This is a genomic window from Gemmobacter lutimaris, from assembly GCF_003570715.1.
GTDB lineage: Bacteria > Pseudomonadota > Alphaproteobacteria > Rhodobacterales > Rhodobacteraceae > Gemmobacter > Gemmobacter lutimaris.
On sequence record NZ_QXXQ01000002.1, the window covers coordinates 1 to 20,840 of the forward strand.

Consider the following 20,840-nt stretch of genomic DNA (forward strand, 5'->3'; position numbering starts at 1 on the left):
AACGGCTTCAACCGCTCCATCTGCTCGTCTGTCAGCCAGAAAAGGTTGCTCATCCTCACCCCCAATGTCCGGGAGCTTGAATCACGCAGCGACCGCAGCCTCAAGCCGATCAATGGGTCCTGACCCTCAGCCGATCACAAGGTCTTCGGCGGATTTTCCAGAGGCGAGAGCGTCCACAAACCACTGCGGTTTGCGGCCGCGGCCCGACCAGGTCAGGGAGGGGTTTTCGGGGTGCCGGTATTTTGCAACTGCGGGTGCGCGGGTGGCCTTCACTTCCACGCCAACGAGATCGGCAAGCGAATATCCCATTTCACGAGCAAATGCTTCGACCTTGGCGCGGGTTTCGGCTTTCTGCCGTTCCTCATAACCGGAAATCGCCTTGGCGACATCCTTCTGCAATTGTTTCAGTTCCTTGAGTGACAAAGAGTCCAGATCAGTCATTCAGATCCCCAGATGTCTATTATCCAAAATCTCTATAGACCTATTTCAAACCTAACGCCAATCATGCAGATCGCCGGATCGGTTTCTCTTTCACGAATTGCACCAATATCGCGCAACCTGCGCGTGGGTTTATATTTTGCAAACAACCCAGATCAAATATATCTGAAATTGCAGCCAACTTTCGATGTCTGTTTTTCTCCGGCGGTGGCTGAAAAACTGTGCGAATCAACCTGCCGGTGGTCGTGGTCGCGCCTGCCGGAAAGGGTGAGATACCGCCAGACGACGGGTGCATCGCCGTGCGCTTCAGCCTGGCTGTTGTCGTGCAGCGCGATATGACGCATGGTTTAGCTGCATTGCGGATGCGAGTTTGATGCAGGTCAAGGCAGCGACGGGTCTGCCGTCCGATACCAGCCGCAACCCAGCCAACCGGAGTTCCGTCCGTGACCAGCCCCGATACCGAGCCGCACAGCCTTTACGCCGCCCGCGAACCTGTCTTTCCAAAGCGGATCAAAGGCACCTTCCGCACGCTGAAATGGTGGCTCATGGCCCTGATGCTGGGCGCCTATTACCTTGCACCGTGGATTCGCTGGGATCGTGGACCGGAACTGCCGGATCAGGCGATCCTGCTGGATATGGCGGGGCGGCGCTTCTTCTTCTTCATGATCGAAATCTGGCCGCACGAATTCTATTTCGTTGCCGGATTGCTGATCATGGCGGGGCTTGGGCTGTTCCTGTTCACCTCGGCGGCGGGGCGGGTATGGTGCGGCTATGCCTGTCCGCAGACCGTCTGGACCGACCTGATGATTCTGGTCGAACGCTGGGTCGAGGGTGACCGGAACGCCCGGCTGCGACTGTTTCGGCAAAAATGGGATGCCGAGAAGATCCGCAAGCGCCTGCTGAAATGGGCGCTGTGGCTGCTGATCGGTCTGGCGACTGGCGGGGCGTGGATCTTCTATTTCACCGACGCGCCGACGCTGGCGCGCGATCTGGTGACCGGCAATGCCCATCCCATCGCCTATACGACGCTGTTCATCCTTACGGCGACAACCTTCGCCTTTGGCGGCTTCTTCCGCGAACAGGTCTGCATCTACGCCTGCCCGTGGCCGCGCATTCAGGCCGCGATGATGGACGAGGATACGCTGACCATCGGTTACCGCGAATGGCGGGGCGAGCCGCGCGGCAAGCCGGGTGTGGCGGGCAATGGCGACTGCATCGACTGCAAGGCTTGCGTCAACGTCTGCCCGATGGGCATCGACATCCGCAACGGGCAGCAACTGGCCTGCATCACCTGTGGCCTGTGCATCGACGCCTGTAACGAGATTATGGACAAGATCGGCAAGCCGCGTGACCTGATCGGCTATCTTGCCCTGACCGATGAAACCCGCGAACGCGCCGGCGAGACGCCGAAATCGGTGTGGAAACATGTGTTCCGCCCGCGCACCATCCTTTACACGACACTGTGGACCGCGGTTGGGGTCGGCCTTCTGGTCGCCCTGTTCATGCGCTCGGACATCGACGTAAACGTCTCGCCGATCCGCAACCCGCTGTATGTCACCCTGTCGGATGGCACGATCCGCAACGCCTATGACCTGCGGCTGCGCAACAAGCTGGGGGCGGCGCATGACTATGCGATCAGCGCCACTTCAGATGCCGATCTGCGGGTGCGGATCGAGGGCACCGATGGCGATACCGTGAACGTGCCGGCCAATGACACGCTGTCGGTCCGCATGTATCTTGAGGCCACGCCGGACAGCCCGGCGGCCAATCAGGAACGCACCGACGTGCGGCTCTGGATCAAGGACGCCGATGGCGGTGACACGCGGATCCATCATGACACGGTGTTCCACGGGAAGGACAAATAAGATGGGCGAGATCACCGGGCGTCAGGTATTGGGTTTCACCGTCGGGGCTTTCGCCGTCATCATCGGGGTCAATGTGCTGATGGCCTACAAGGCGATCAGCACCTTCCCGGGGCTTGAGGTCGATAACTCCTATGTTGCCTCGCAGACCTTCGATACCGACCGGAAGGCGCAGGAATCCTTGGGCTGGCTGCTGGTGCCTGAATACCGCAAGGGCGAGGGGTTGCACCTTACCTTCACCGATGCGGGTGGCCAGCCCGTGCCGGTGCAGGGCTTGACGGTGCTGATCGGTCGCACCACCACGGCGGCGGAGGACCAGACGCCCTCATTCGTGCGGGAGGCGGGCGTCTACAAGGCGCCGATCGAACTGGCACCGGGCAAATGGATGTTGCATGTCGAAGCCCATGCCGAGGATGGCACCTTGTTCCGGCAGCGGCTGGATCTGTTTGTTCGGGGGTAGGCCATGACGCTGGCGCAGCGCATCGACCCGCTGCCGGAGGAAACCGGCCATGCCGCCCCCTCGGCCTGTCCCGCTTGCGTGGCGGCGCCTTCGGCGGAACAGCTTGCACGGATGGCGGCGCCGGCGGATGCGCGGCTGATGCTGTCGGTGCCGATGGCGCATTGCGCGGTCTGCATCTCGACGGTTGAACAGGCGCTGGCGGATGTGCCGGGTGTGCGCTCGGCGCGCATGAACCTGACTCTGAAGCGTGTCTCGGTCGAGGCCGAGCCGGAGATTGACGCCACGCCGCTGATCGCGGCGCTGAAGGGCGTGGGCTACGAGGCGCACGAACTGGACGCGGGCCTGCTGAGCGCGACCGAGACCGACAAGCAGGGCCGTGACCTGCTGATGCGGCTGGGTGTTGCCGGTTTCTCCATGATGAACGTCATGCTTCTGTCGGTCGCCGTCTGGTCGGGGGCCGAGGATGCGACGCGCGACATGTTCCACTGGATTTCGGCTGCCATCGCGCTGCCGACCGTGGTCTTTGCCGGTCAGCCCTTCTTCAAATCCGCTTGGGCCTCGTTGCGTGTCGGGCGGCTGGGGATGGACGTGCCGATCAGCCTCGCGTTGATCCTCGCCTCGGCCATCTCGGTTTTCGAGACGATGAACTCCGGTCATCATGCCTATTTCGATGCGGCTGTGATGCTGGCCTTCTTCCTGCTGGCAGGGCGCTATCTGGATCACCGCACCCGCGCGGTGGCGCGGTCGGCGGCCGAGGAACTGGCGGCACTGGAAGTGCCGCGCGCGACCGTGCTGCGCGACGGCGAGGAGGTGACTGTCGCCATTTCGGAAATCGCGGTGGGCGAGTTGGTGCGGGTGCGCCCCGGCGGCAGGATGCCGGTGGACGGTGTGGTCGTCGAGGGCACGTCGGAACTGGACCGTTCGCTGCTGACCGGGGAAAGCCTGCCGGTCTGGACCGGCCCCGATACCGTGGTCAGCGCGGGCGAGGTCAACCTGACCGGCCCTCTGACCTTGCGCGTCACAGCGGCGGGGCGGGATTCGAGCCTGCACCGCATGGCCGATCTGGTCGCGGTGGCCGAGGCGGCCAAGACCCGCTACACCAGCCTTGCCGAACGCGCGGCGCGCGCCTATTCGCCGCTGGTTCATCTGCTCAGCTTTTCCGCCTTCGGGTTCTGGATGTGGAAAACCGGGGGCGATCTGCGCTATGCGGTCAATATCTCTGCTGCCGTGCTGATCATCACCTGCCCCTGCGCGCTGGGGCTGGCGGTGCCGGCGGTGGTGACCGCGGCCTCGGGCAAGCTGTTCCGCAAGGGGTTGCTCATCAAGGATGGCACCGCGCTGGAGCGGTTGGCCGAGGTGGATACCGTCGTCTTCGACAAGACCGGGACGCTGACACTGGGTGTGCCGGAGCTGACCAATCTGGGCGACCATCCGCGTCAGGCGGCCGAAGTGGCGATGGCACTGGCCGGGGCTTCGGCGCATCCGCTGGCGCAATCGCTGGTGCAGGCGGGGCGTGCGGCGGGGCTGCAACCGGCGCAGGTATCCGATCTGCGCGAGGTGCCGGGCTATGGTGTCGAAGGGCAATGGCGTGGCCGCCGGGTGCGGTTGGGTCGCGCTGGCTGGTGCGCGGCCGAGGCGCTGCCGGTGACGGCGACCTATCTTTGCACCGGCGAGGGCAGCCCGCGCGCCTTCACCTTCGCCGACCGGCTGCGCCCCGGCGCCGCCGAGGCGGTGGCCGCCTTGCAGGCGCAGGGCAAGGACATCCGGCTGATTTCCGGCGATGCCGAGGGTGCGGTGGCCGATCTGGCCGGGCGGCTGGGCATCCGGCACTGGACCGCCGGCGCGCTGCCGGCTGAGAAAGCCGCCGAAGTTGCGGCGCTGACTGCGGCCGGGCACAAGGTGCTGATGGTGGGGGACGGGCTGAACGACACCGCCGCGCTGACGGCGGCGGATGTGTCGATCTCGCCCGCGACCGCGCTGGACGCGGCGCGCACCGCCTCGGACATCGTGCTGCTGGGGCAGGATATGGCACCGATTGCCGATGCGACCCGGATCGCACGGCAATCGACGCGGCGGATTCGCGAGAATTTCAGCATTTCCGCGCTTTACAACGTGGTTGCGGTGCCGCTGGCACTGGTGGGGCTGGCCACGCCGCTGGCGGCTGCGCTGGCGATGTCGCTGTCATCCATTTCCGTGACGCTGAACGCGCTGCGGCTGAAATGAGGCTGGAATGGGTATCCTGACGTTTCTGATTCCGATCTCGCTGTTCATGGGCGGAGTCGGGCTGGTGGCGTTTTTCTGGGCGCTGAAGAAGGGGCAGTTTGACGATCCGCAGGGGGATGCGAACCGCATCCTGACCACAGATTACGACGACCATCCCAAGCCGTGATGTGGAAAGGGGGGCTGTCTGCCCCCCTCGCCCCTGCGGGGCACCCCCCGAGGATATTTTTGCCAAGATGAAGGCTCAGCGCCAGGCGAAGAAGTCTTTCGGGGCTTGCGCCAGCAAGTCGGCGGCGAGGTGGCGGCCAAGGGCAGCGCCATCGCTGGCAGGGCCGCGAATGTCGCCGGTGATGGTTTCGGAACCGTCGGGACGCAGAATCTCGCCGCGCAGCCAGAGGTCGGTGCCGTCCAGCAGCGCAAGCCCGGCGATGGGGGTTTCGCAGGACCCATCCAGCGCTGCCAGATAGGCACGCTCGGCAGCAAGGCGCAGGCCGGTGGGCGCGTGGTGCAGCGCGGCGAGCATCGCTTCGGTGCGCGGATCGTTCAGGCGTCGCTCCACACCGATGGCGCCTTGCGCGACGGCGGGCAGCATGTCTTCGGGTTCGATGGCGGAGCGGGCGACATGCGCCATGCCCAGCCGGTTCAGTCCGGCCATGGCAAGGAAGGTGGCCGAGGCCACGCCATCTGCCAGCTTCTTCATCCGGGTCTGAACGTTGCCGCGAAATTCCACCACCTCCAGATCCGGGCGGCGCGCTTTCAACTGTGCACGGCGGCGCAGGCTGGATGAGCCGACGCGGGCACCCTGCGGCAGGTCGGTGATGCCGGTGGCGGTGGCGGAGACGAAGGCGTCGCGCACATCCTCCCGCGGGAGGTAGCAATCGAGGATCAGCCCCCCGGGCTGCGCCACCGGCATGTCCTTCATCGAATGGACAGCGATGTCGATGCCCCCGGACAAGAGTGCCTCTTCGATTTCCTTGGTGAAGAGGCCCTTGTTGCCGATCTCCTTCAGCGGACGGTCGGCGGCGATCAGCACCGAATCGTCGCCGGTGGTCTTGATAACCACGATGCGGAAGGCGTCTTCGGGCAGGCCGAAGGCGGCCATCAGCCGGTCGCGCGTCTCATGGGCCTGAGCCAGCGCCAGCGGCGAGCCGCGGGTGCCGATCTTCAGCGGTTCGGCGGGGGTGGGGAGTGCGAGCGTCATGCCCATCGGCATAGCCTTGCGGCGCCTGCCTTGCAACGGTCAGCGCGCCGCAGGGGCCAGCAGATCCGCCAGAACCAGCGCCATGACAAGGGCGCTGTCCTGCATGTCCTGCACACCGACCCATTCATCGGGTTGATGCGCCAGATGCAGCAGGCCCGGCCCGTAGGCGATGCAGTTCTTCAGCCGTCCGATGCGGTCGATGTGTTTCTGGTCATAGGTGCCCGGCGAGACGACGTAATCGGCGACCTGACCCAGCACCTTTTCGATGGCGGCGGCGGTGGATCGCACCACAGGGGCTGTGCGTTCCGTCATCGTGGGCTGCACCTCGAACAGGTCGCGGATGGTGTAATCGAATCCGGGGCGGCTGGATTTCAGCCCGTCGAGCAGGCTCGTCATCTCAGCCTTCACCTCGGGCAGGGCTTCCTCGATCAGGAAGCGGCGGTCCAGCACGATGCGGCAGCGGTCGGCGACGCAGGGCGCGGGCAGGCCGGTGAAGCCGGGTTCCGGCTCCGCCTCGCCGCCGTGGATCGAGTTGATGTTCAGCGTCGATTGCCGGGCACCCTCGGGCACCACCGGCATGGCAGTGTGCTTGGTGGCGAGATGGGGATAAAGCCGGTGCTCGATCTCTTCCAGCACGGCGCCCATATGGCGGATAGCGCTGTCGCCGAGGAAGGGCATGGAGCCATGGGCGATCCGGCCCTTGGTTTCCACCTCGGCCCACCAGACGCCGCGATGGCCCAGACAGATACGGTCCTTGTGCAGGGGTTCGGGGATGATGACGTGTTGCACGCGGTCGGGGTCGAACCAGCCCTGTTCGGCTAGGTAGGCGACACCGCCATAGCCGCCGGATTCCTCGTCTGCCGTGGCGCTGATTTCGATGGCACCGGAGAAATCGGGGCAGGTGGCGATGAAGGCTTCGGCCGCGATGATGCTGGCGGCAAGGCCGCCCTTCATGTCGCAGGCGCCGCGGCCATAGATGCGGTCACCGTCCAGTTCGCCGCCAAAGGGATCGCGGGTCCAGCCGTGGCCGACCTCCACCACATCGTGATGGCTGTTGAAATGCACGCAATAGCCGGGTGCGCTGCCTTCACGCCGCGCCACCATGTTCCAGCGCGGCCATGTCTCGCTGTCGCCCGGCGCGCCCTCGGCCCGCACCAGCGCGGTGATGAAGCCGCGCGCCGACAGCCGGTCGGACAGGTAATCGCAGATCTCGCGGTAATGTCGCCCCGGCGGGTTCAGCGTGGGAATGCGGATCAGATCCTGCGTCAGCGCGATCAGATCATCGCGGCGGGCGGCGATTTCGGCGGTGAGGCGGGGGTGCAGATCGGGTTCCATGTTGCGGATCATAGGGACGCGGCCTAGCGTTCGGCAATGGACTGGATCGACCTTACCCGCCCGATGGACGAAACGCTGACGGTTTACGCGGAGCCGGGCTATTCCGACCCGCCGTTCCGCGTTGAACCTTGGTGCGACATCGCCGGGCAGGGCTATGCGGTGCAGCGGCTCGCGCTCGGCACGCAATGCGGCACCCATATCGACGCCCCTGCGCATATGGCGGAAGGTGGCGTCACGCTGGAGGCGCTGCCGGTTTCCGCGCTGGTCGGGCGATATGTCACGCTGCGGCCGGGGCAGGTGCCGGAGCGGGGTGACGCGACGCTGCTGTTCGTCGATGGCACGGTGGGGCCGATTGCGCGGGCCGGGTTCGACGCGGCGCTGGCGCTGGGCTTTCCGGTCTGGGTCATGGCGGGCGGGTTGCAGGTGGCGGGGGAGGAGCCATTGTTCCTGCACCGCGCCCTTGCGCGGGCCGGGATCTATCTGGTCGAGGATCTGGACGAGACCGCCGCCGCGCACCTGCCCGACCGGGGAGAGATCATCGCGCTGCCTTTGTGTCTGGTCGGCACCAGCGGGGCGCCGTGCCGGGTTCTGGCGCGTGGTGATGTGCTGCGTTGATTTTCCCGCCCGGCTGGCGCAGGCTTGGGGGGTAAGCGTGTCAGGCCGCGCGCAATTTTTCCGCGCGTGGTTCTGGTAAGGTGCCTGTGACCCGCACATATGTAAACGAGATTCACTTGGAGGAGCCAGATGGCCACGTTTGATGCCCAGATCGCCGAAAGCCAGAAGCAGATCGCCGAGGCTCAGGAAAAGATTGCCGCCATCACGACCCGGATCGAAACCGCGCGCCAGAACCTATCGCAGGGCGATGCTGCCATCGACATCGAAAATGCGACGCTGGAGGATGTGCACAAACACACCGACCTGATGAACGCCAATATCGCCGAGCTGATCATGGGGCTGGACGATGTGACAGCGGGCTTCACCGAAGATTTCAACGAACTGCGGTCGAAAACCACGATGGAAAGCGTGGTGGGCTTTTTCTCGGGCTCCAAATCCGAGGCGATGCGGCAGGAACGCCTGCGCACCGCCTCGATCGACAGCAAGTTGCAGGATCTGATTTCCAAATCCGATGTGATCGTGAAGCTGCTGCAAGGGCAGCTTGACCTGCTGAACGGCCAGAAAACCAAGGTGGAGGCGAACCTCGTCAGCACTCTGGACGAGCGTGAAACCACCGTGGCCGAGCTGGAGGCCGTGCGCACCCGCGTTGCCGCCATGGACCCGCAGATCATCGAACTGGAAAACAAGATCGCCGTCGAACAGGACGCCGCCGCGCGCACCAAGCTGGAAACCGATCTTGCGACGCTGAACGCCGAATACAACGCGCTGGTGCAGGATGAACAGGTGAAGCTGGCGAAAAGCCAGACGCTTGAGCGCTATATCGAAAAGGGCAAGACTTGGGTGGACAGTTTGCAGAACCAGGCGGCGACGCAGATGGTGCTGATCAACAAGCTGCAAACCGACACGCGGCAGCGGGTGGTGCTGTATGACGCGCTGACCTCCTCGCTGAAAACCGCGCAACAGCAGGATGTCGCGCACCGGATCAACGAGATCGGCGTGAAGACAGATCAGGAGGCGCAAGCCGCCATGGCCGCAATCGGAACCGCCACAAATCAGCGCATGGCCGACATGCTGGAGGCGCACGAGGGCCATATGGTCTTTGCGCGGCAAGTGCTGGAGGCCAAGGCCAAGGCCGACGAACGCTTTGCCCGGCGCTTTGCCAAGATCGTCGAGAAACACGACAAGAACCAGTATGGAGAGTGACACCGGGTTGGTTCCGCAGGTGCAAGGATACTGGACGCTGCGCCGGCAGACCATGGTGGCGCTGATCGTCGGGGCAGTCATGCTCGGGATCGGCATTGTCACTTCTGGGAGGCTGGTCGATTATCGAACGATCTTCGGCACCACGATCGAGGTGCAGTGGCTTTGGCTGCTCTGGATGATCTGGTTCGGCACAGGTTTCATCCTGTTCGCATTCGTCGGGATCATGCGGCCCTTGCAGCGGCGGCTTGTCCTGAGGCTGGCGCGCCATGATCCTTTGGTGCTTCCGCTGTTCGCTGCGATTGCCCCTTTGCGGCTGTGGATGTGGATTGATGCTTACGGGAAAGACCGGGATGCCTGAGACCCATCTGACCGACGATCACGCCACGCTGTCCGACAGCCTGCTGGCGCGGCGGTATTTCGCCAAGTTCGACGCGATCACCGGCCATCTGGGTCGGGTCGCGGCGGAACTGGAGGCCGAGGGGCGTCTGGGTCGGCTGGAGGCGCGGGTAATCGGCGGCTATGTGCAGCGGCTCGCGGCGACCTTCCGGGCGCTCAGCCACAAATATCTGATGACCGGGCGGCTGGAGGGCGCGCTGCCCGGTGCGCCGACCTTTGACCGGCATGAAAGCGGCTTTCCCATCGCGCAGGAACTGATGCTGATGGCGGTGGATGCGCAGCATGCCGTGCAGCATCTGGCGGGTATGGCGGCGGAGGCGGAGCTGAAAGACCGGATGGTGCGCCAGATCGTCGGTGATCTGACGGTGCCGACGCAGTTGCAATTCGCGCTGTCGCAGCGGCTTTATTACGAGGCGCTGAAGGCGGGTGGGCTGTTTCAGGCGCGCAACGACCCTGATGCGCAATGGGTGGCCGATGTGGGCGACCGGCGGCGCTTTCTGGTGCATTGGGCGGTTTACGACACGCAAACCAACCTGCCCGCGGTTTATCTGCTGGAGGTGGAGGATACCGGCCGCCGCCCCTTCCCGACCGATGACCGCCGCTGGCCGCAGGCGCAGGCGCATCTGATGGCGCAATCTCTGGCGGGGCTGAAACTGGTGACCATCGCCATGGGGTTCGATCGTGATTTCGCCGATCTTTACCCCCGGCGGCTGCGGCGGATCACGCTGGGGCCGATGTATTCGCACAGCTTCACCTTGCAATCCGGCCCCATCGCCGAGGTGCTGACCAATGCCATGGCCCCGACGGGCGAGGATTGGGCGCTGGTCTGGACCATCGAAGACCTGATCTCGGATCGCGAGGAAGAGGTGAAAGACGGCTGGTTCTCCACCGCTTTGCGGCAGGTCTGGCGGCTGGATCCGGTGAACGGCGGCGAGACCGGCGCGACCCGGCTGGAACGCATGATGATCCTGCCCGAACGCCCCTATCAGGCGCTGGCCGAGCTGAACCCGCCCGGTTTCGCCAATATTCGTAAATTTGTTGTGGGTGCCGGCGGGCGCCTCATTCCCGCGAGGTAGAAATGAGCACACGCGACACGATGGAACTGAAGGAAGAAACCATCCGCGGTCATTATGACGCGGCGCTGGGCTTGCTGACCGGATTCGACCACGCACCGCGCATCGCCACTGCAACGGCGGCCCCGGCGGCGGAACCCGAACGCTCCCCTGGCATCGGGGCGCGACCGCGATTCCGGTCCACCGTGCCGGGGATGGCGGCGCGGCCCACGGCGCGGCCCGGCGGGGTGCGGTTGGTCGAACGTATCGAGGCTTTGGGCGAGGGTCTGGTGACGCCGCCCGAGGCGCAAGCGCTGGCGGCGCTGCGGCGGGGCCTCGCCATTGCGCTGGCCATGGGGGAAACCTTCGCACAAGGCTCCGCGCTGGCCGAGTTGAAACGCGCCAACCTTGAGGCGCGCCTGCCCGAGCCGCGCCGTGCCGAGTTTACCGCGCTGCTGGCCGCCGAGGCGCTGGTGGTGCTGCATGCCTTCGCCAATGCAACAGCCTATCTGCTGGCGCCTGCGCTGGGCGAGGTGACGGTGGAAATTGGCACAGTCGAAGAGATCCTGACCGACAACGCGCCGCTCGCGTTGCAAGGCGTGCTGTGGGAACTGGATCAGGACATCGCCACCCATGGCACCGACGATCCGCGCCTGATCGCCACAATCGCCGCCTTCTGCGAGGCGCTGATGACCCGCGTGGCCTCCCGCGTCGAGGGCGTGGCACCTGCCGCACTCTTTGCCGGTCAAAGCTGGCGGGTGGAGGCGGACGGGCTGACCCTTGCAGGCTTCAGCCCCGCCCGCGCCGCGAAGGGCACGGCACTGACCATGCAGTTCAAGAAACCGACCGAGGTGGTGGGCAACCATATCGCCAAATATCAGGCGATGCGGCTGGCCAAGATGCTGATGGCCTATGATTTCAGCCGGAAGCTCAACCCCTTCGCGGAACTGGGCGGCTTCATCTTCACCTTCATGGGCGACGGCAAGCCCGGCACCGGCAAGACCACGCTCATTCAGATGATGGCGGGATTGCTGAATGATTACTGCAAGGTCGCGGGCTACCCGTTCCGCTATCAGAACTTCTCGATCGACCAGATCGACAGCTATCAGGGCAAGTCGGGGCAGAACGCTAAGGCCTTCATCACCAATATCATCGACCCGGCGGTGATCGCCTTCGGCACCATCGACGACATCGACCAGATCGCCGGCAAGCGCGGCGACCGGCAGTCGAGCGCGGGCCAGCAGGAGGTGACGGCGGTCTTCATGGAGGCATTCGCCGGGGCCAATACCGTGGTGCGCGGCAACTGCACCTTTGGCATGTTCTCGAACTACCCCGAAAACGTCGACGACGCGCTGCGCCAGCGGGCGGGCGCGCGGTTTCTGGTGGACGGCCCGCAAAGCCGCGAGGATTACATCGACATCCTCGCGCTGCTGCTGGGCAAGAACCATGCGATTCCGCTGGGGGAGCATGACCTGTTCGCCGCGCAGGAAATTAAGCGCGCCGTGGCTGCGAGTTTCGAAAAACACGCCCGCCCGCAGGAGGACGGCCTGATCCGGGTGTTCGACAAGGTCGCGGGTGACATCGGGCCGCTGGACACGATTGCCAAGCTCGGCACCTACCTCAAGGCGATCCAGCAGGCCGACGACCGTTTCACCGGGCGGGCGATCAAGAACATCACCGATGGGGTGAAGGTGCGCGCGATGGATTTCGAACTGCCCGACGACTGGATGGAAAACCCCGACCTGTTCCTGTTCCAGCCCTATGAGCGGAAGATGGAGATGATCCGAAGCCTGATGACGCCGATCACGGTGGAGATGGTGGTGCAGGAGATCAACCGCTATGCGGATTCGGAATTCCGTTATGCCGACAAATCGGATGAGGCTGCGATCAGCACCATGGTCCGCGATTTCGGCCGGCAGGAAGAGGCGAAGCGGCGGTATCTGGAGGGGCGGGGATGAGTATTTGGGGGCTCTGCCCCCGCGCCTGCGGCGCTCCGCCGGGATATTTGGAAACAGATGAAAGGAGCGGGTTGCGGTGCGGCGGCTGATCGAAAAGGGCCTGATGTTCGGCAATCTGGTCGAGGTCTCCTCGCCTGCGCTGGTGGAGCGTTACCGGCGCGCGCTGCGGCATCTGACGGGGAAAGACACGGCGCTGACCGACTTTCACATCGACATCTCGGGCTATGCGCCGGAGATCGGCGATGAACTGGGCGATGACCTATACCTCAACCCCAATGGCTGTAACCGGCAGTTCATCCTGCTGACCACGGCGCAGAAAACGGCGCCGCTGCTGCATATCAGGTTTTCAACCTCGCGCGGCATCCTGCAACAGTTCATCGAGGCGAATGAGGCGCAGTTGTTCGCGCTCACCGCGCGTGATGCGGTGGCCGGAGAGTTGGAGAACAGCGTTTACGAGGTTTCAAACCCCACGCGGCTGTTCGACATGCGGCGGGTGACGGTGCAGGCCGATACCATCGGCGGCCATGTGCGCGATGCGGGCAAGCTGGCTGCGCTGGTGGATCGGTTCCGCCGTGAACCGGAGGGCTGGCGCGACGATGTGCTGATCGCGCAGATGATCGAACTGGCGAAGAAGACCGGCGATGTGACGCGGGTGCCGATTGCCCTACCGGCGATGAGCTTTGAACAGCCTGATTTCTGGACAGCGCATTTCGGGGGCCTTTATATCTTCCGGGGCCTGCCCTTTCCGGGCGTGATTGCGCGCGCACCGAAAGCGGGTCTTGGCGCCCTGCCAGTGGCGCCGGTGATGGATCTGGGGGACCGGAACGCGATTGCCGATTGGCTGGAGCGGAACGAACTGGTCGAGCCTATCGTGCAGGCGCGCGGCACTGATGTGGCGGCGATCCTTCGGCAGAAGATGGATTTCATTCTGGTCGATGCGGCGGATGCGCTGAACCTCGATCTGGGGTCGGCGACTCGTGCCGATCTGCGCAAGATCGCGCATCGGCTGGGTTCGGCGCTGCCGGCGGAGTTTCAGGGACTGGGGGCGCTTTTGCGCTGGGTGGAAGGTGCGGGGGATTGGCCGCGGCTGACCTCGGAACATCCGGCCTATTTCTACACGCTGCGGGCGCGGCCGGGGCGGCTGCGCGATCTGGTGAACATGCTGCTGGCCGAACTGGCGCCGCTGGACGTGCGGCAGCTTTACATCACCCACAAGGAACTGTTTTACGCAAGCTACCGCGGCTGGAGTGACCGCAAGCGGCAATATGTGGCGGATTTTCTTGAGCGGGAGTATCTGGTGGACCGGCAGGGCGCCCGACGCGCGCTATTCGGGCCGGAGCCGGGGATGGATGAATTGCAGCGCCCGGAAATGCGTGAGGGGCCGAAACCGGCGACCGATCTGTTGCAACGTGTCGGGCCCTGGGGGGCGGTAAGGGGGAGGGGATGATCGGTATTCTGCGCGCCTGGCTTCTGGGTCTTGTCGTCCTGACGGCCTTTTACTGGTTGCTGAAGATCTACTTCCGGTCCACCCGGCGCGAGCGGCTGGAGAAACAGTTCGATGCCGAGGCGATGCAGGGCGACCGCGATGCCTGGGTCGAGGCGCAGATGAAGGATTATGGCCGCAGCCTGAAGCTGAAGCTCGTCTGGCTGGTTTATATCCTGCCGATGATCGGCATGGCGCTGGCCATCTATTTCGTGAATTACGACTGAAGGAGTGCCGCTGGCATGTGGAAATTTATCAAATGGTGCTTTCGCACCACGGTGCTGATCTCCGTGGCGGCCTTCCTGCACTATACGCTGCCGCAACGCGACATCGTGCGCATCACGGGCACCTATAACCGGTTGACCGAGGTGGGGGCGAATTCGATCTTCTACGCCTCGCCCGACAGCGGCACGACCACCAATACCGTGGACCGACGCGACATCCGCTTTATCGAGGCGGTCTATCCCGATGGCGGGCCGATGGTCTATCGCAACGAGGATACCGGCTGGATCTGGCCACCCTATTTCAAATACGACAGCTCCAACCTTCAGGCCGAGGCGACCAATGCCATCTCGCCCAAGGACAAGCCGGAATGGGTGGCTGTCACGCATTACGGCTGGCGGCTGCCGATCTTCTCGATCTATCCCAATGCGGTGAAGATCAAGCCGGTCGCGGGGCCGGATGTGCGGCTGGTCCCTTGGGTCAATATCGTGGTTTTGGTGCTGCTGGGTCTGCTGGTCCTGATGCTGTGGCGGATGTGGGCGCAGTTCAAGGAGCGGATGATCGAACCGGCGATGGACGATCTGAACAATACTCTGGATGCGGTGGATGCGCGGGCCGATGCGGCGCGGGACCGGGCGCGGGGCTTCTGGGGTCGGTTGTTCGGCAAGAAATGACGGCTAAGCCGGGGGCCATGGCCCCCGGTTTCTTCGTCAATCGCCCAGCTTGGCGTGCACTTCGTCCAGATCAATCTCGCCAATCGGCATCTTGTTGCCCGGATTGTCGAAATCATATTTGAACAGCTGGAAATCGCGCTTGTAGATCTCCCACACCAGATGGCGGGACAGGTCGTCGAAGTAGTCTTCCACCGGATGCAACCGCTTGGGGCCATGCCCCTCGCTTTCGTTGAACTTCGGGATCTTCTTCAGGTTGACCTTTTTCTTGCTCTTGATGTTGTCCAGAACGACCTGCATGCCTTCATCGAACTTCTCGGTGAAGAAGATGTGGTCATACTGGCCGCCGTTGACAATGAAGGTCGAGATATGGCCCGACATCGCCGACCAGTGGATGTCAGGCTCCATCGGTTTGCGCCAGCGGATCGTATCGCGTGCGAACAGCAGGAAGCGGCGGAAGCTGGCGATCTGGTCGAATTCCTGTTTGCCGTCTTCGCCGCCGACCTCGATCCCGTATTTCTGGATCAGAAGCGGCACAAGATTGCCGCGATAGCGCTTGCCGTTGCGCTGGATACCGCAGATCTTGTCGAAGAAACTGGAAAGAATGCGGGTATAGGGGTTGCGCACACAGGTGAAGGAATAGCTTTTGTGCCCCTTCACATTCGCCTCGATCAGCGGCTGGCTGGCCTCTTGGCTCCATTTATGGAGACCCTTGGTCGAATCATGGATGTCGCCGTCGAAGAACTTGCCATGGTCGGAATAGAACATGATCTGCCCGATGGACGAGCAGGCACATTTCGGCACGACCCGATACACCACGCTTTCGCTTTCCGTCATCCAGGTTCCCGGGAACCCCATCGGCCACGCCTCCACACACCAATTACCCCGCAAAGGCGGAGCTTCTGTCCTGTTCGTCACAAAAAGCAAACAAACTCTGTCTTTTCAATGACCAGTAAAGCATTTTATGGAAACAGTGACGAAAAGCATCGGGGTCGCGTTTCCTGAATGGCAAAGATTGCCTACATATTGCTGTGCCACAAGGACCCCGAGGGGATCATCGCGCAGGCACAGCGCCTGACGGCGGCGGGCGACTACATCGCAATCCATTTCGATGCCCGGGCCAAGCGTGAAGATTTTGACCAGATCCGCGCGGCGCTGGCCAACAATCCAGCGGTGACCTTCGCGAAGAAGCGGCTGAAATGCGGCTGGGGGGAATGGAGCCTCGTCGATGCCTCGTTGCAGGCGGTGCGCGCCGCAGTCGAGGATTTTCCGCGCGCGACGCATTTCTATATGCTTTCGGGCGACTGCATGCCGATCAAGACCGCAGAATATGCCCATGCCTTTCTGGACCGCGAGGAAGCGGATTACATCGAAAGCTTTGATTTCTTCTCGTCCGACTGGATCAAGACCGGCATCAAGGGCGAGCGGCTGATCTATCGCCACTGGTTCAACGAACGCACCCAGAAGTGGCTGTTCTATACCTCGATGGGGTTACAGCAGAAATTCGGGCTGGAGAGGCCGATCCCCGAGGATCTGACCATCCAGATCGGCAGCCAGTGGTGGTGCCTGCGCCGCCGCACGGTGGAATGGATTCTCGATTTCTGCCGCAAGCGGAAAGATGTGATGCGCTTCTTCCGCACCACATGGATCCCGGACGAGACCTTCTTTCAGACACTGGTGCGTCATCTGGTGCCCCATGATGAAATCCGCACCCGGACGCTGACCTTCCTCATGTTCACCGATTACGGGATGCCGGTGAACTTCTACAATGATCAGTATGACCTGCTGATCGCGCAGGATTATCTGTTCGCCCGCAAGATTTCGGTCGATGCGCAGGAGCTGAAAGAGCGGCTGGGCAATCTTTACACCTCGGAAGGGGTGCTGTTCCCGGTGTCGAACGAGGGTCGCAGCCTTTACAAGTTCCTGACCGGCCGTGGCCGGATCGGCCGTCGTTTCGCGCCGCGCTTCTGGGAAACCGAGGCGAGCCTTGGCCGCGAGCGCACGCTGCTGATCGTCACTTGCAAGAAATGGCACGTTGCCAAACGTCTGGTGCAGCGTATCCGCGATGTGACGGGGCTGGCGGCGGTGGATTATGTGTTCAGTGAGGCATCGACCCCCTTGCCCGATCTGGGCGGGATCCAGTCTACGCTGGAAAAGCGCACGCGGCACCGCCGGGCGCTGGTGCGCATGCTGTTCGATTACTGGAATACCGACAAGCTGGTGCTGTGCATCGACCCCGGAAATGTGGAGTTGATGCAGGATTTCTATAATGACCGTTCCAATGTGCGGCTGCTGGAAATCGAATGCGAATTTACCGACGACTATCTGCTGGGTCATGCCCGACGGGTGGGGCTGGCGGGTGACAAGACGCCGCAAGAGGTGCTGGACCGGCTGCTGCCGACCATCCGCTATGACGTACGCTTTGAAAGCGACCGTATCCGAGACGCGGATTTCGAGAATTTCCATCGTATCCGGCAGGCTGCCGGGGTAGAGGAAAATACCGCACCGCTGGCTGCCTTTCTGGGCGTGTCCCGCGAAAAGGCGCAAGAGATTGCCGAGACTCATTATCTGTTCGTGGACTGAAACCGATGCCCTACACCTATGACCCTCAGAACATCTTTGCCCGTATCCTGCGTGGCGAGATCCCGAACCGGACGGTGCTGGAAACCGTGCATACGCTGGCCTTCCACGACATTTCTCCGCAGGCGCCGGTGCATGTGCTGGTGATCCCGAAGGGCGCTTATGTGACCTATGATCACTTCGCACGCGATGCCTCGGACGCCGAGATCGCGGATTTCCACCGCACGGTGGCCAAGGTCTGCGCGCTCTTGGGTATCCAGCCGGGCGAAGGGGGAGAGGGGTTCCGCGCCATCACCAATGCAGGTGAACATGGCGTGCAGGAAGTGCCGCATTTCCACCTGCATATCCTTGGCGGGCGGCCGATGGGGCGGATGGTGGCGCGCGTCAGCGAATAAAGCGCAAGCTTCGGGTCGTTTCGGACCATGCCTGTCGTCAGTCTGGCCAAAACACCGGAGGACGACATGACCCTACGCTTTACTGCCCTTGCCACCGAAACCGTGCGTCGCCTGCAAGCGGGCGGTGCAGATGCCAATCATATGGCACCTGAACGCCATATCGCGCAGGGTAGCGGTAACCCCTGCCGCCATTGCCTGAGCATGATCCCCGAAGGTGCACCGATGCTGGTGCTGGCGCATCGGCCCTTCCCGGTCTTGCAGCCCTATGCGGAATGCGGGCCGATCTTTCTTTGTGCCGAAGATTGTCATCAGGGCGGCGGGGCTGCGTTGCCCGAGATGCTGGCTTCACCGGATTACATCATCCGGGGCTACGGCCATGACGACCGGATCGTCTATGGCACGGGCGCGGTAGTGCCGACTGATCATCTGATCGCCGAGGCGGAGGCGCGGCTGGAGGATCCGCGCATCGCCTATCTGCATGTCCGGTCGGCCCGGAACAACTGCTACCAGTGCCGGATCGACCGCGGCTGAGCGGCAGATCGCGCGAGGTCAGACCAGACGGCTGACCTCGACCGCCGCGCGCACGAAATCGGCGAACAGCGGATGCGGCGCGAAGGGCTTCGACTTGAGTTCCGGGTGGAACTGCACGCCGATGAACCACGGATGGTCCTTCACTTCGACGATTTCCGGCAGGCGGCCATCGGGCGACATGCCCGAGAAGATCAGCCCGCAGCTTTCCAGCTTGTCCTTGTAGCGGATGTCCACCTCGTAACGGTGGCGGTGGCGTTCCTCGATCTCGGTCGCACCATAGACGCGGGCGACGTTCGAGCCGTCCTTGAGGCTGGCGTTATAGGCCCCCAGCCGCATGGTGCCGCCCTTGTCGTCGCCGACCTTGCGTTCGACCTTGTGGTTGCCCTGCACCCATTCCTTCAGGTGATAGACAACCGGGGTAAACCGCTTGGCACCGGCCTCGTGGTCGAATTCTTCCGACCCGGCATCGGTCATCCCGGCCAGATTGCGCGCGGCCTCGATCACTGCCATCTGCATGCCAAGGCAGATGCCCAGATAGGGCAGACCCTTTTCGCGCGCATATTGCGCGGCGCGAATCTTGCCCTCGGTGCCGCGCTCGCCAAAGCCGCCGGGCACGAGGATAGCCTGGAAGCGTTCCAGATGCGGGGCGGGGTCTTCGCGTTCGAATATCTCGCTGTCGATCCATTCGGCCTTCACGCGGGTCCGGTTGGCCATGCCGCCATGCGTCAGCGCCTCGGCAATGGATTTGTAGGCGTCTTCAAGCTGGGTGTATTTTCCGACGATGGCGACACGCACCTCGCCTTCGGCATGGGTCAGACGGTCCATCACGTCTTCCCAGCGGGCAAGGTTCGGGCGCGGTGCGGGGGCGATACCGAAAGCATCCAGCACCGCCTGATCCAGCCCTTCGCGGTGATAGGCCAGCGGCGCCTCGTAGATGGTTTTCAGGTCATAGGCCGGGATCACCGATTCCGGGCGCACGTTGCAGAACAGCGCGATCTTGGCGCGTTCCTTTTCCGGGATCGGATGTTCCGACCGGCAGACCAGCACATCGGGGGCAAGACCGATGGATTGCAGCTCTTTCACGCTGTGCTGGGTCGGCTTGGTCTTCAGCTCGCCGCTGGCCGCCAGATAGGGCAGCAGCGTCAGGTGCATCAGGATGCACTGGCCGCGCGGGCGTTCGTGGATGAACTGGCGGATCGCCTCGAAGAAGGGCAGGCCCTCGATGTCGCCCACCGTGCCGCCGATTTCACACAGCATGAAATCGACCTCGTCCTCGCCAATGCGGAGGAAATCCTTGATCTCGTTGGTGACGTGGGGAATCACCTGAATGGTCTTGCCGAGGTAATCGCCCCGGCGCTCTTTCTCCAGCACGTTGGAATAGATCCGTCCGGAGGAGATGGAATCGGTCTTGCGGGCCGAAACGCCGGTGAAGCGTTCGTAATGGCCAAGGTCGAGGTCGGTTTCGGCGCCGTCGTCGGTGACGAAGACCTCGCCATGTTCGAAGGGCGACATCGTGCCCGGATCGACATTCAGATAGGGGTCGAGCTTGCGCAGGCGCACCGAATAGCCCCGCGCCTGCAACAGCGCCCCAAGTGCCGCCGAGGCAAGCCCCTTGCCGAGCGAGGACACCACACCGCCGGTGATGAAGATGTAACGTGCCATGTGCGCGGGTCTCCCGTGAAACGCTCGATAGGTAAGGCGATTCGCAACGCTGGAATCGCAGTATCACGGGAGTCATGGCTTAGCCGGATTTCCGGCAAAGCGCAACAGGCCCGCTAGATGCTGTTTGCAGCCGCGGCAAGAAGCCTAGGAATAGTGGGCCGTCAGTTGTTCTGCGCGGGGGCTTCGGTCGGCTGATCGACACGGGGCGGCGCAATCGGCGCGTCCGAGGTGCCGGGCGGCAACAGATCGGTGCCCAAGGGTGAAGCGGGCTGTTCCTGCGCGGGGGCCGGAGCCGTGCCGCCGATCTGGTCGATGACCGAGCCGCCATCTGCCTGACGCGCCGACATGATGGTCAGCGTGATCGAGGTGCCGATGAAGGCGATTGCGAAAATCCAGGTCAGTTTCGTCAGCGCATTGGCGGCACCGCGGGCCGAGACGACCCCGCCACCGCCGCCACCCATGCCAAGCCCGCCGCCTTCCGACCGTTGCAGCAGCACGACGCCGATAAGCAGAAGTGCGAGGATCAGGTGGATGGTGAGGATGACGTTTTGCATGG

22 protein-coding genes are annotated in these 20,840 nt (G+C 63.3%); 15 read left to right on the top strand and 7 right to left on the bottom strand.

All coding sequences use genetic code 11. From position 1 onward, the window contains the following. Nucleotides 1-126: 126 nt before the first annotated feature. Together D2N39_RS03130 and D2N39_RS22650 are read right to left on the bottom strand one after the other, a co-directional pair. Nucleotides 127-441 carry an H-NS histone family protein gene (locus tag D2N39_RS03130; protein ID WP_119133364.1) on the bottom strand — a complete coding sequence of 105 codons (315 nt, stop codon included), beginning with the start codon at nucleotides 439-441 and terminating at the stop codon, nucleotides 127-129. Nucleotides 442-593: 152 nt separating this feature from the next. Further along, complete coding sequence (locus tag D2N39_RS22650) at nucleotides 594-782, bottom strand: hypothetical protein (RefSeq protein WP_147373441.1); 189 nt, start codon at nucleotides 780-782, stop codon at nucleotides 594-596. 99 nt (nucleotides 783-881) lie between these two features. On the opposite strand from D2N39_RS22650, the gene ccoG reads away from it, so the two are divergent. Genes ccoG through ccoS form a run of 4 tightly spaced genes read left to right on the top strand, consistent with a single transcriptional unit; the run spans nucleotide 882 to nucleotide 5,149 of the window. Then, a complete protein-coding gene (ccoG, locus tag D2N39_RS03135; protein WP_119133365.1) occupies nucleotides 882-2,303 on the top strand; it encodes a cytochrome c oxidase accessory protein CcoG in 1,422 nt (473 codons plus the stop codon). Between the two features lies 1 nt (nucleotide 2,304). Next, nucleotides 2,305-2,760 (top strand): FixH family protein, encoded by a 456-nt coding sequence (locus D2N39_RS03140; RefSeq protein WP_119133366.1) that lies wholly within the window; start codon nucleotides 2,305-2,307, stop codon nucleotides 2,758-2,760. Nucleotides 2,761-2,763: 3 nt separating this feature from the next. Continuing rightward, nucleotides 2,764-4,983 (top strand): heavy metal translocating P-type ATPase, encoded by a 2,220-nt coding sequence (locus tag D2N39_RS03145; protein WP_119133367.1) that lies wholly within the window; start codon nucleotides 2,764-2,766, stop codon nucleotides 4,981-4,983. A 7-nt stretch (nucleotides 4,984-4,990) separates the two neighbouring features. After that, nucleotides 4,991-5,149, top strand: coding sequence for a cbb3-type cytochrome oxidase assembly protein CcoS (gene ccoS / locus D2N39_RS03150; RefSeq protein WP_119133368.1), 159 nt, complete (start codon nucleotides 4,991-4,993; stop codon nucleotides 5,147-5,149). A 75-nt stretch (nucleotides 5,150-5,224) separates the two neighbouring features. Here the strand turns inward: ccoS and hemC are convergent, their stop codons facing one another. Further along, on the bottom strand, nucleotides 5,225-6,181 hold the full coding sequence (hemC, locus tag D2N39_RS03155) for a hydroxymethylbilane synthase (RefSeq protein WP_119133918.1): 957 nt from the start codon (nucleotides 6,179-6,181) through the stop codon (nucleotides 5,225-5,227). 39 nt (nucleotides 6,182-6,220) lie between these two features. Then, nucleotides 6,221-7,516, bottom strand: a complete 1,296-nt coding sequence (locus D2N39_RS03160; RefSeq protein WP_199725204.1) for an acetylornithine deacetylase/succinyl-diaminopimelate desuccinylase family protein — start codon at nucleotides 7,514-7,516, stop codon at nucleotides 6,221-6,223. A gap of 36 nt (nucleotides 7,517-7,552) precedes the next feature. On the opposite strand from D2N39_RS03160, the gene D2N39_RS03165 reads away from it, so the two are divergent. The 8 genes from D2N39_RS03165 (at nucleotide 7,553) to D2N39_RS03200 (ending at nucleotide 15,119) form a co-directional block, all read left to right on the top strand. Next, complete coding sequence (locus D2N39_RS03165) at nucleotides 7,553-8,131, top strand: cyclase family protein (protein WP_119133370.1); 579 nt, start codon at nucleotides 7,553-7,555, stop codon at nucleotides 8,129-8,131. A gap of 129 nt (nucleotides 8,132-8,260) precedes the next feature. Further along, a complete protein-coding gene (locus D2N39_RS03170) occupies nucleotides 8,261-9,334 on the top strand; it encodes a hypothetical protein (RefSeq protein WP_119133371.1) in 1,074 nt (357 codons plus the stop codon). Then, a complete protein-coding gene (locus D2N39_RS03175) occupies nucleotides 9,324-9,692 on the top strand; it encodes a hypothetical protein (RefSeq protein WP_119133372.1) in 369 nt (122 codons plus the stop codon). Before D2N39_RS03170 ends, D2N39_RS03175 begins: the two co-directional genes overlap by 11 nt. After that, a complete protein-coding gene (locus D2N39_RS03180; RefSeq protein WP_199725192.1) occupies nucleotides 9,685-10,806 on the top strand; it encodes a hypothetical protein in 1,122 nt (373 codons plus the stop codon). Before D2N39_RS03175 ends, D2N39_RS03180 begins: the two co-directional genes overlap by 8 nt. Before the next feature lie 2 nt (nucleotides 10,807-10,808). After that, nucleotides 10,809-12,740: an AAA family ATPase gene (locus D2N39_RS03185; RefSeq protein ID WP_119133373.1), complete on the top strand. Its 1,932-nt coding sequence runs from the start codon at nucleotides 10,809-10,811 to the stop codon at nucleotides 12,738-12,740. 76 nt (nucleotides 12,741-12,816) lie between these two features. After that, nucleotides 12,817-14,187 (top strand): DUF6638 family protein, encoded by a 1,371-nt coding sequence (locus D2N39_RS03190; RefSeq protein WP_119133374.1) that lies wholly within the window; start codon nucleotides 12,817-12,819, stop codon nucleotides 14,185-14,187. Beyond that, complete coding sequence (locus D2N39_RS03195; RefSeq protein WP_119133375.1) at nucleotides 14,184-14,450, top strand: hypothetical protein; 267 nt, start codon at nucleotides 14,184-14,186, stop codon at nucleotides 14,448-14,450. The genes D2N39_RS03190 and D2N39_RS03195 overlap by 4 nt, the downstream gene beginning before the upstream one ends. A gap of 15 nt (nucleotides 14,451-14,465) precedes the next feature. Beyond that, the gene (locus D2N39_RS03200; protein ID WP_119133376.1) at nucleotides 14,466-15,119 is read left to right on the top strand and encodes a DUF1523 family protein; all 654 of its coding nucleotides are present in this window, start codon (nucleotides 14,466-14,468) and stop codon (nucleotides 15,117-15,119) included. A gap of 36 nt (nucleotides 15,120-15,155) precedes the next feature. Here D2N39_RS03200 and D2N39_RS03205 read toward each other — a convergent pair whose 3' ends face one another. Then, nucleotides 15,156-15,974, bottom strand: coding sequence for a sulfotransferase family protein (locus D2N39_RS03205; protein ID WP_119133377.1), 819 nt, complete (start codon nucleotides 15,972-15,974; stop codon nucleotides 15,156-15,158). A gap of 147 nt (nucleotides 15,975-16,121) precedes the next feature. Here D2N39_RS03205 and D2N39_RS03210 point away from each other — a divergent pair, with 147 nt between their 5' ends. The 3 genes from D2N39_RS03210 to D2N39_RS03220 all read left to right on the top strand — a co-directional run bounded on the left by D2N39_RS03210 (nucleotide 16,122) and on the right by D2N39_RS03220 (nucleotide 18,622). Continuing rightward, a complete protein-coding gene (locus tag D2N39_RS03210; protein WP_119133378.1) occupies nucleotides 16,122-17,699 on the top strand; it encodes a DUF5928 domain-containing protein in 1,578 nt (525 codons plus the stop codon). 5 nt (nucleotides 17,700-17,704) lie between these two features. Beyond that, nucleotides 17,705-18,091 (top strand): HIT domain-containing protein, encoded by a 387-nt coding sequence (locus D2N39_RS03215; RefSeq protein WP_119133379.1) that lies wholly within the window; start codon nucleotides 17,705-17,707, stop codon nucleotides 18,089-18,091. Nucleotides 18,092-18,157: 66 nt separating this feature from the next. Continuing rightward, the gene (locus tag D2N39_RS03220; RefSeq protein WP_119133380.1) at nucleotides 18,158-18,622 is read left to right on the top strand and encodes a DUF1203 domain-containing protein; all 465 of its coding nucleotides are present in this window, start codon (nucleotides 18,158-18,160) and stop codon (nucleotides 18,620-18,622) included. A gap of 18 nt (nucleotides 18,623-18,640) precedes the next feature. Here D2N39_RS03220 and D2N39_RS03225 read toward each other — a convergent pair whose 3' ends face one another. Both D2N39_RS03225 and secG read right to left on the bottom strand, forming a co-directional pair. Next, entirely contained in the window at nucleotides 18,641-20,284 is a 1,644-nt protein-coding gene (locus D2N39_RS03225; RefSeq protein ID WP_119133381.1) for a CTP synthase, read from the bottom strand. Between the two features lie 161 nt (nucleotides 20,285-20,445). Next, nucleotides 20,446-20,838: a preprotein translocase subunit SecG gene (gene secG / locus D2N39_RS03230; RefSeq protein WP_119133382.1), complete on the bottom strand. Its 393-nt coding sequence runs from the start codon at nucleotides 20,836-20,838 to the stop codon at nucleotides 20,446-20,448. Between the last annotated feature and the right edge of the window lie 2 nt (nucleotides 20,839-20,840).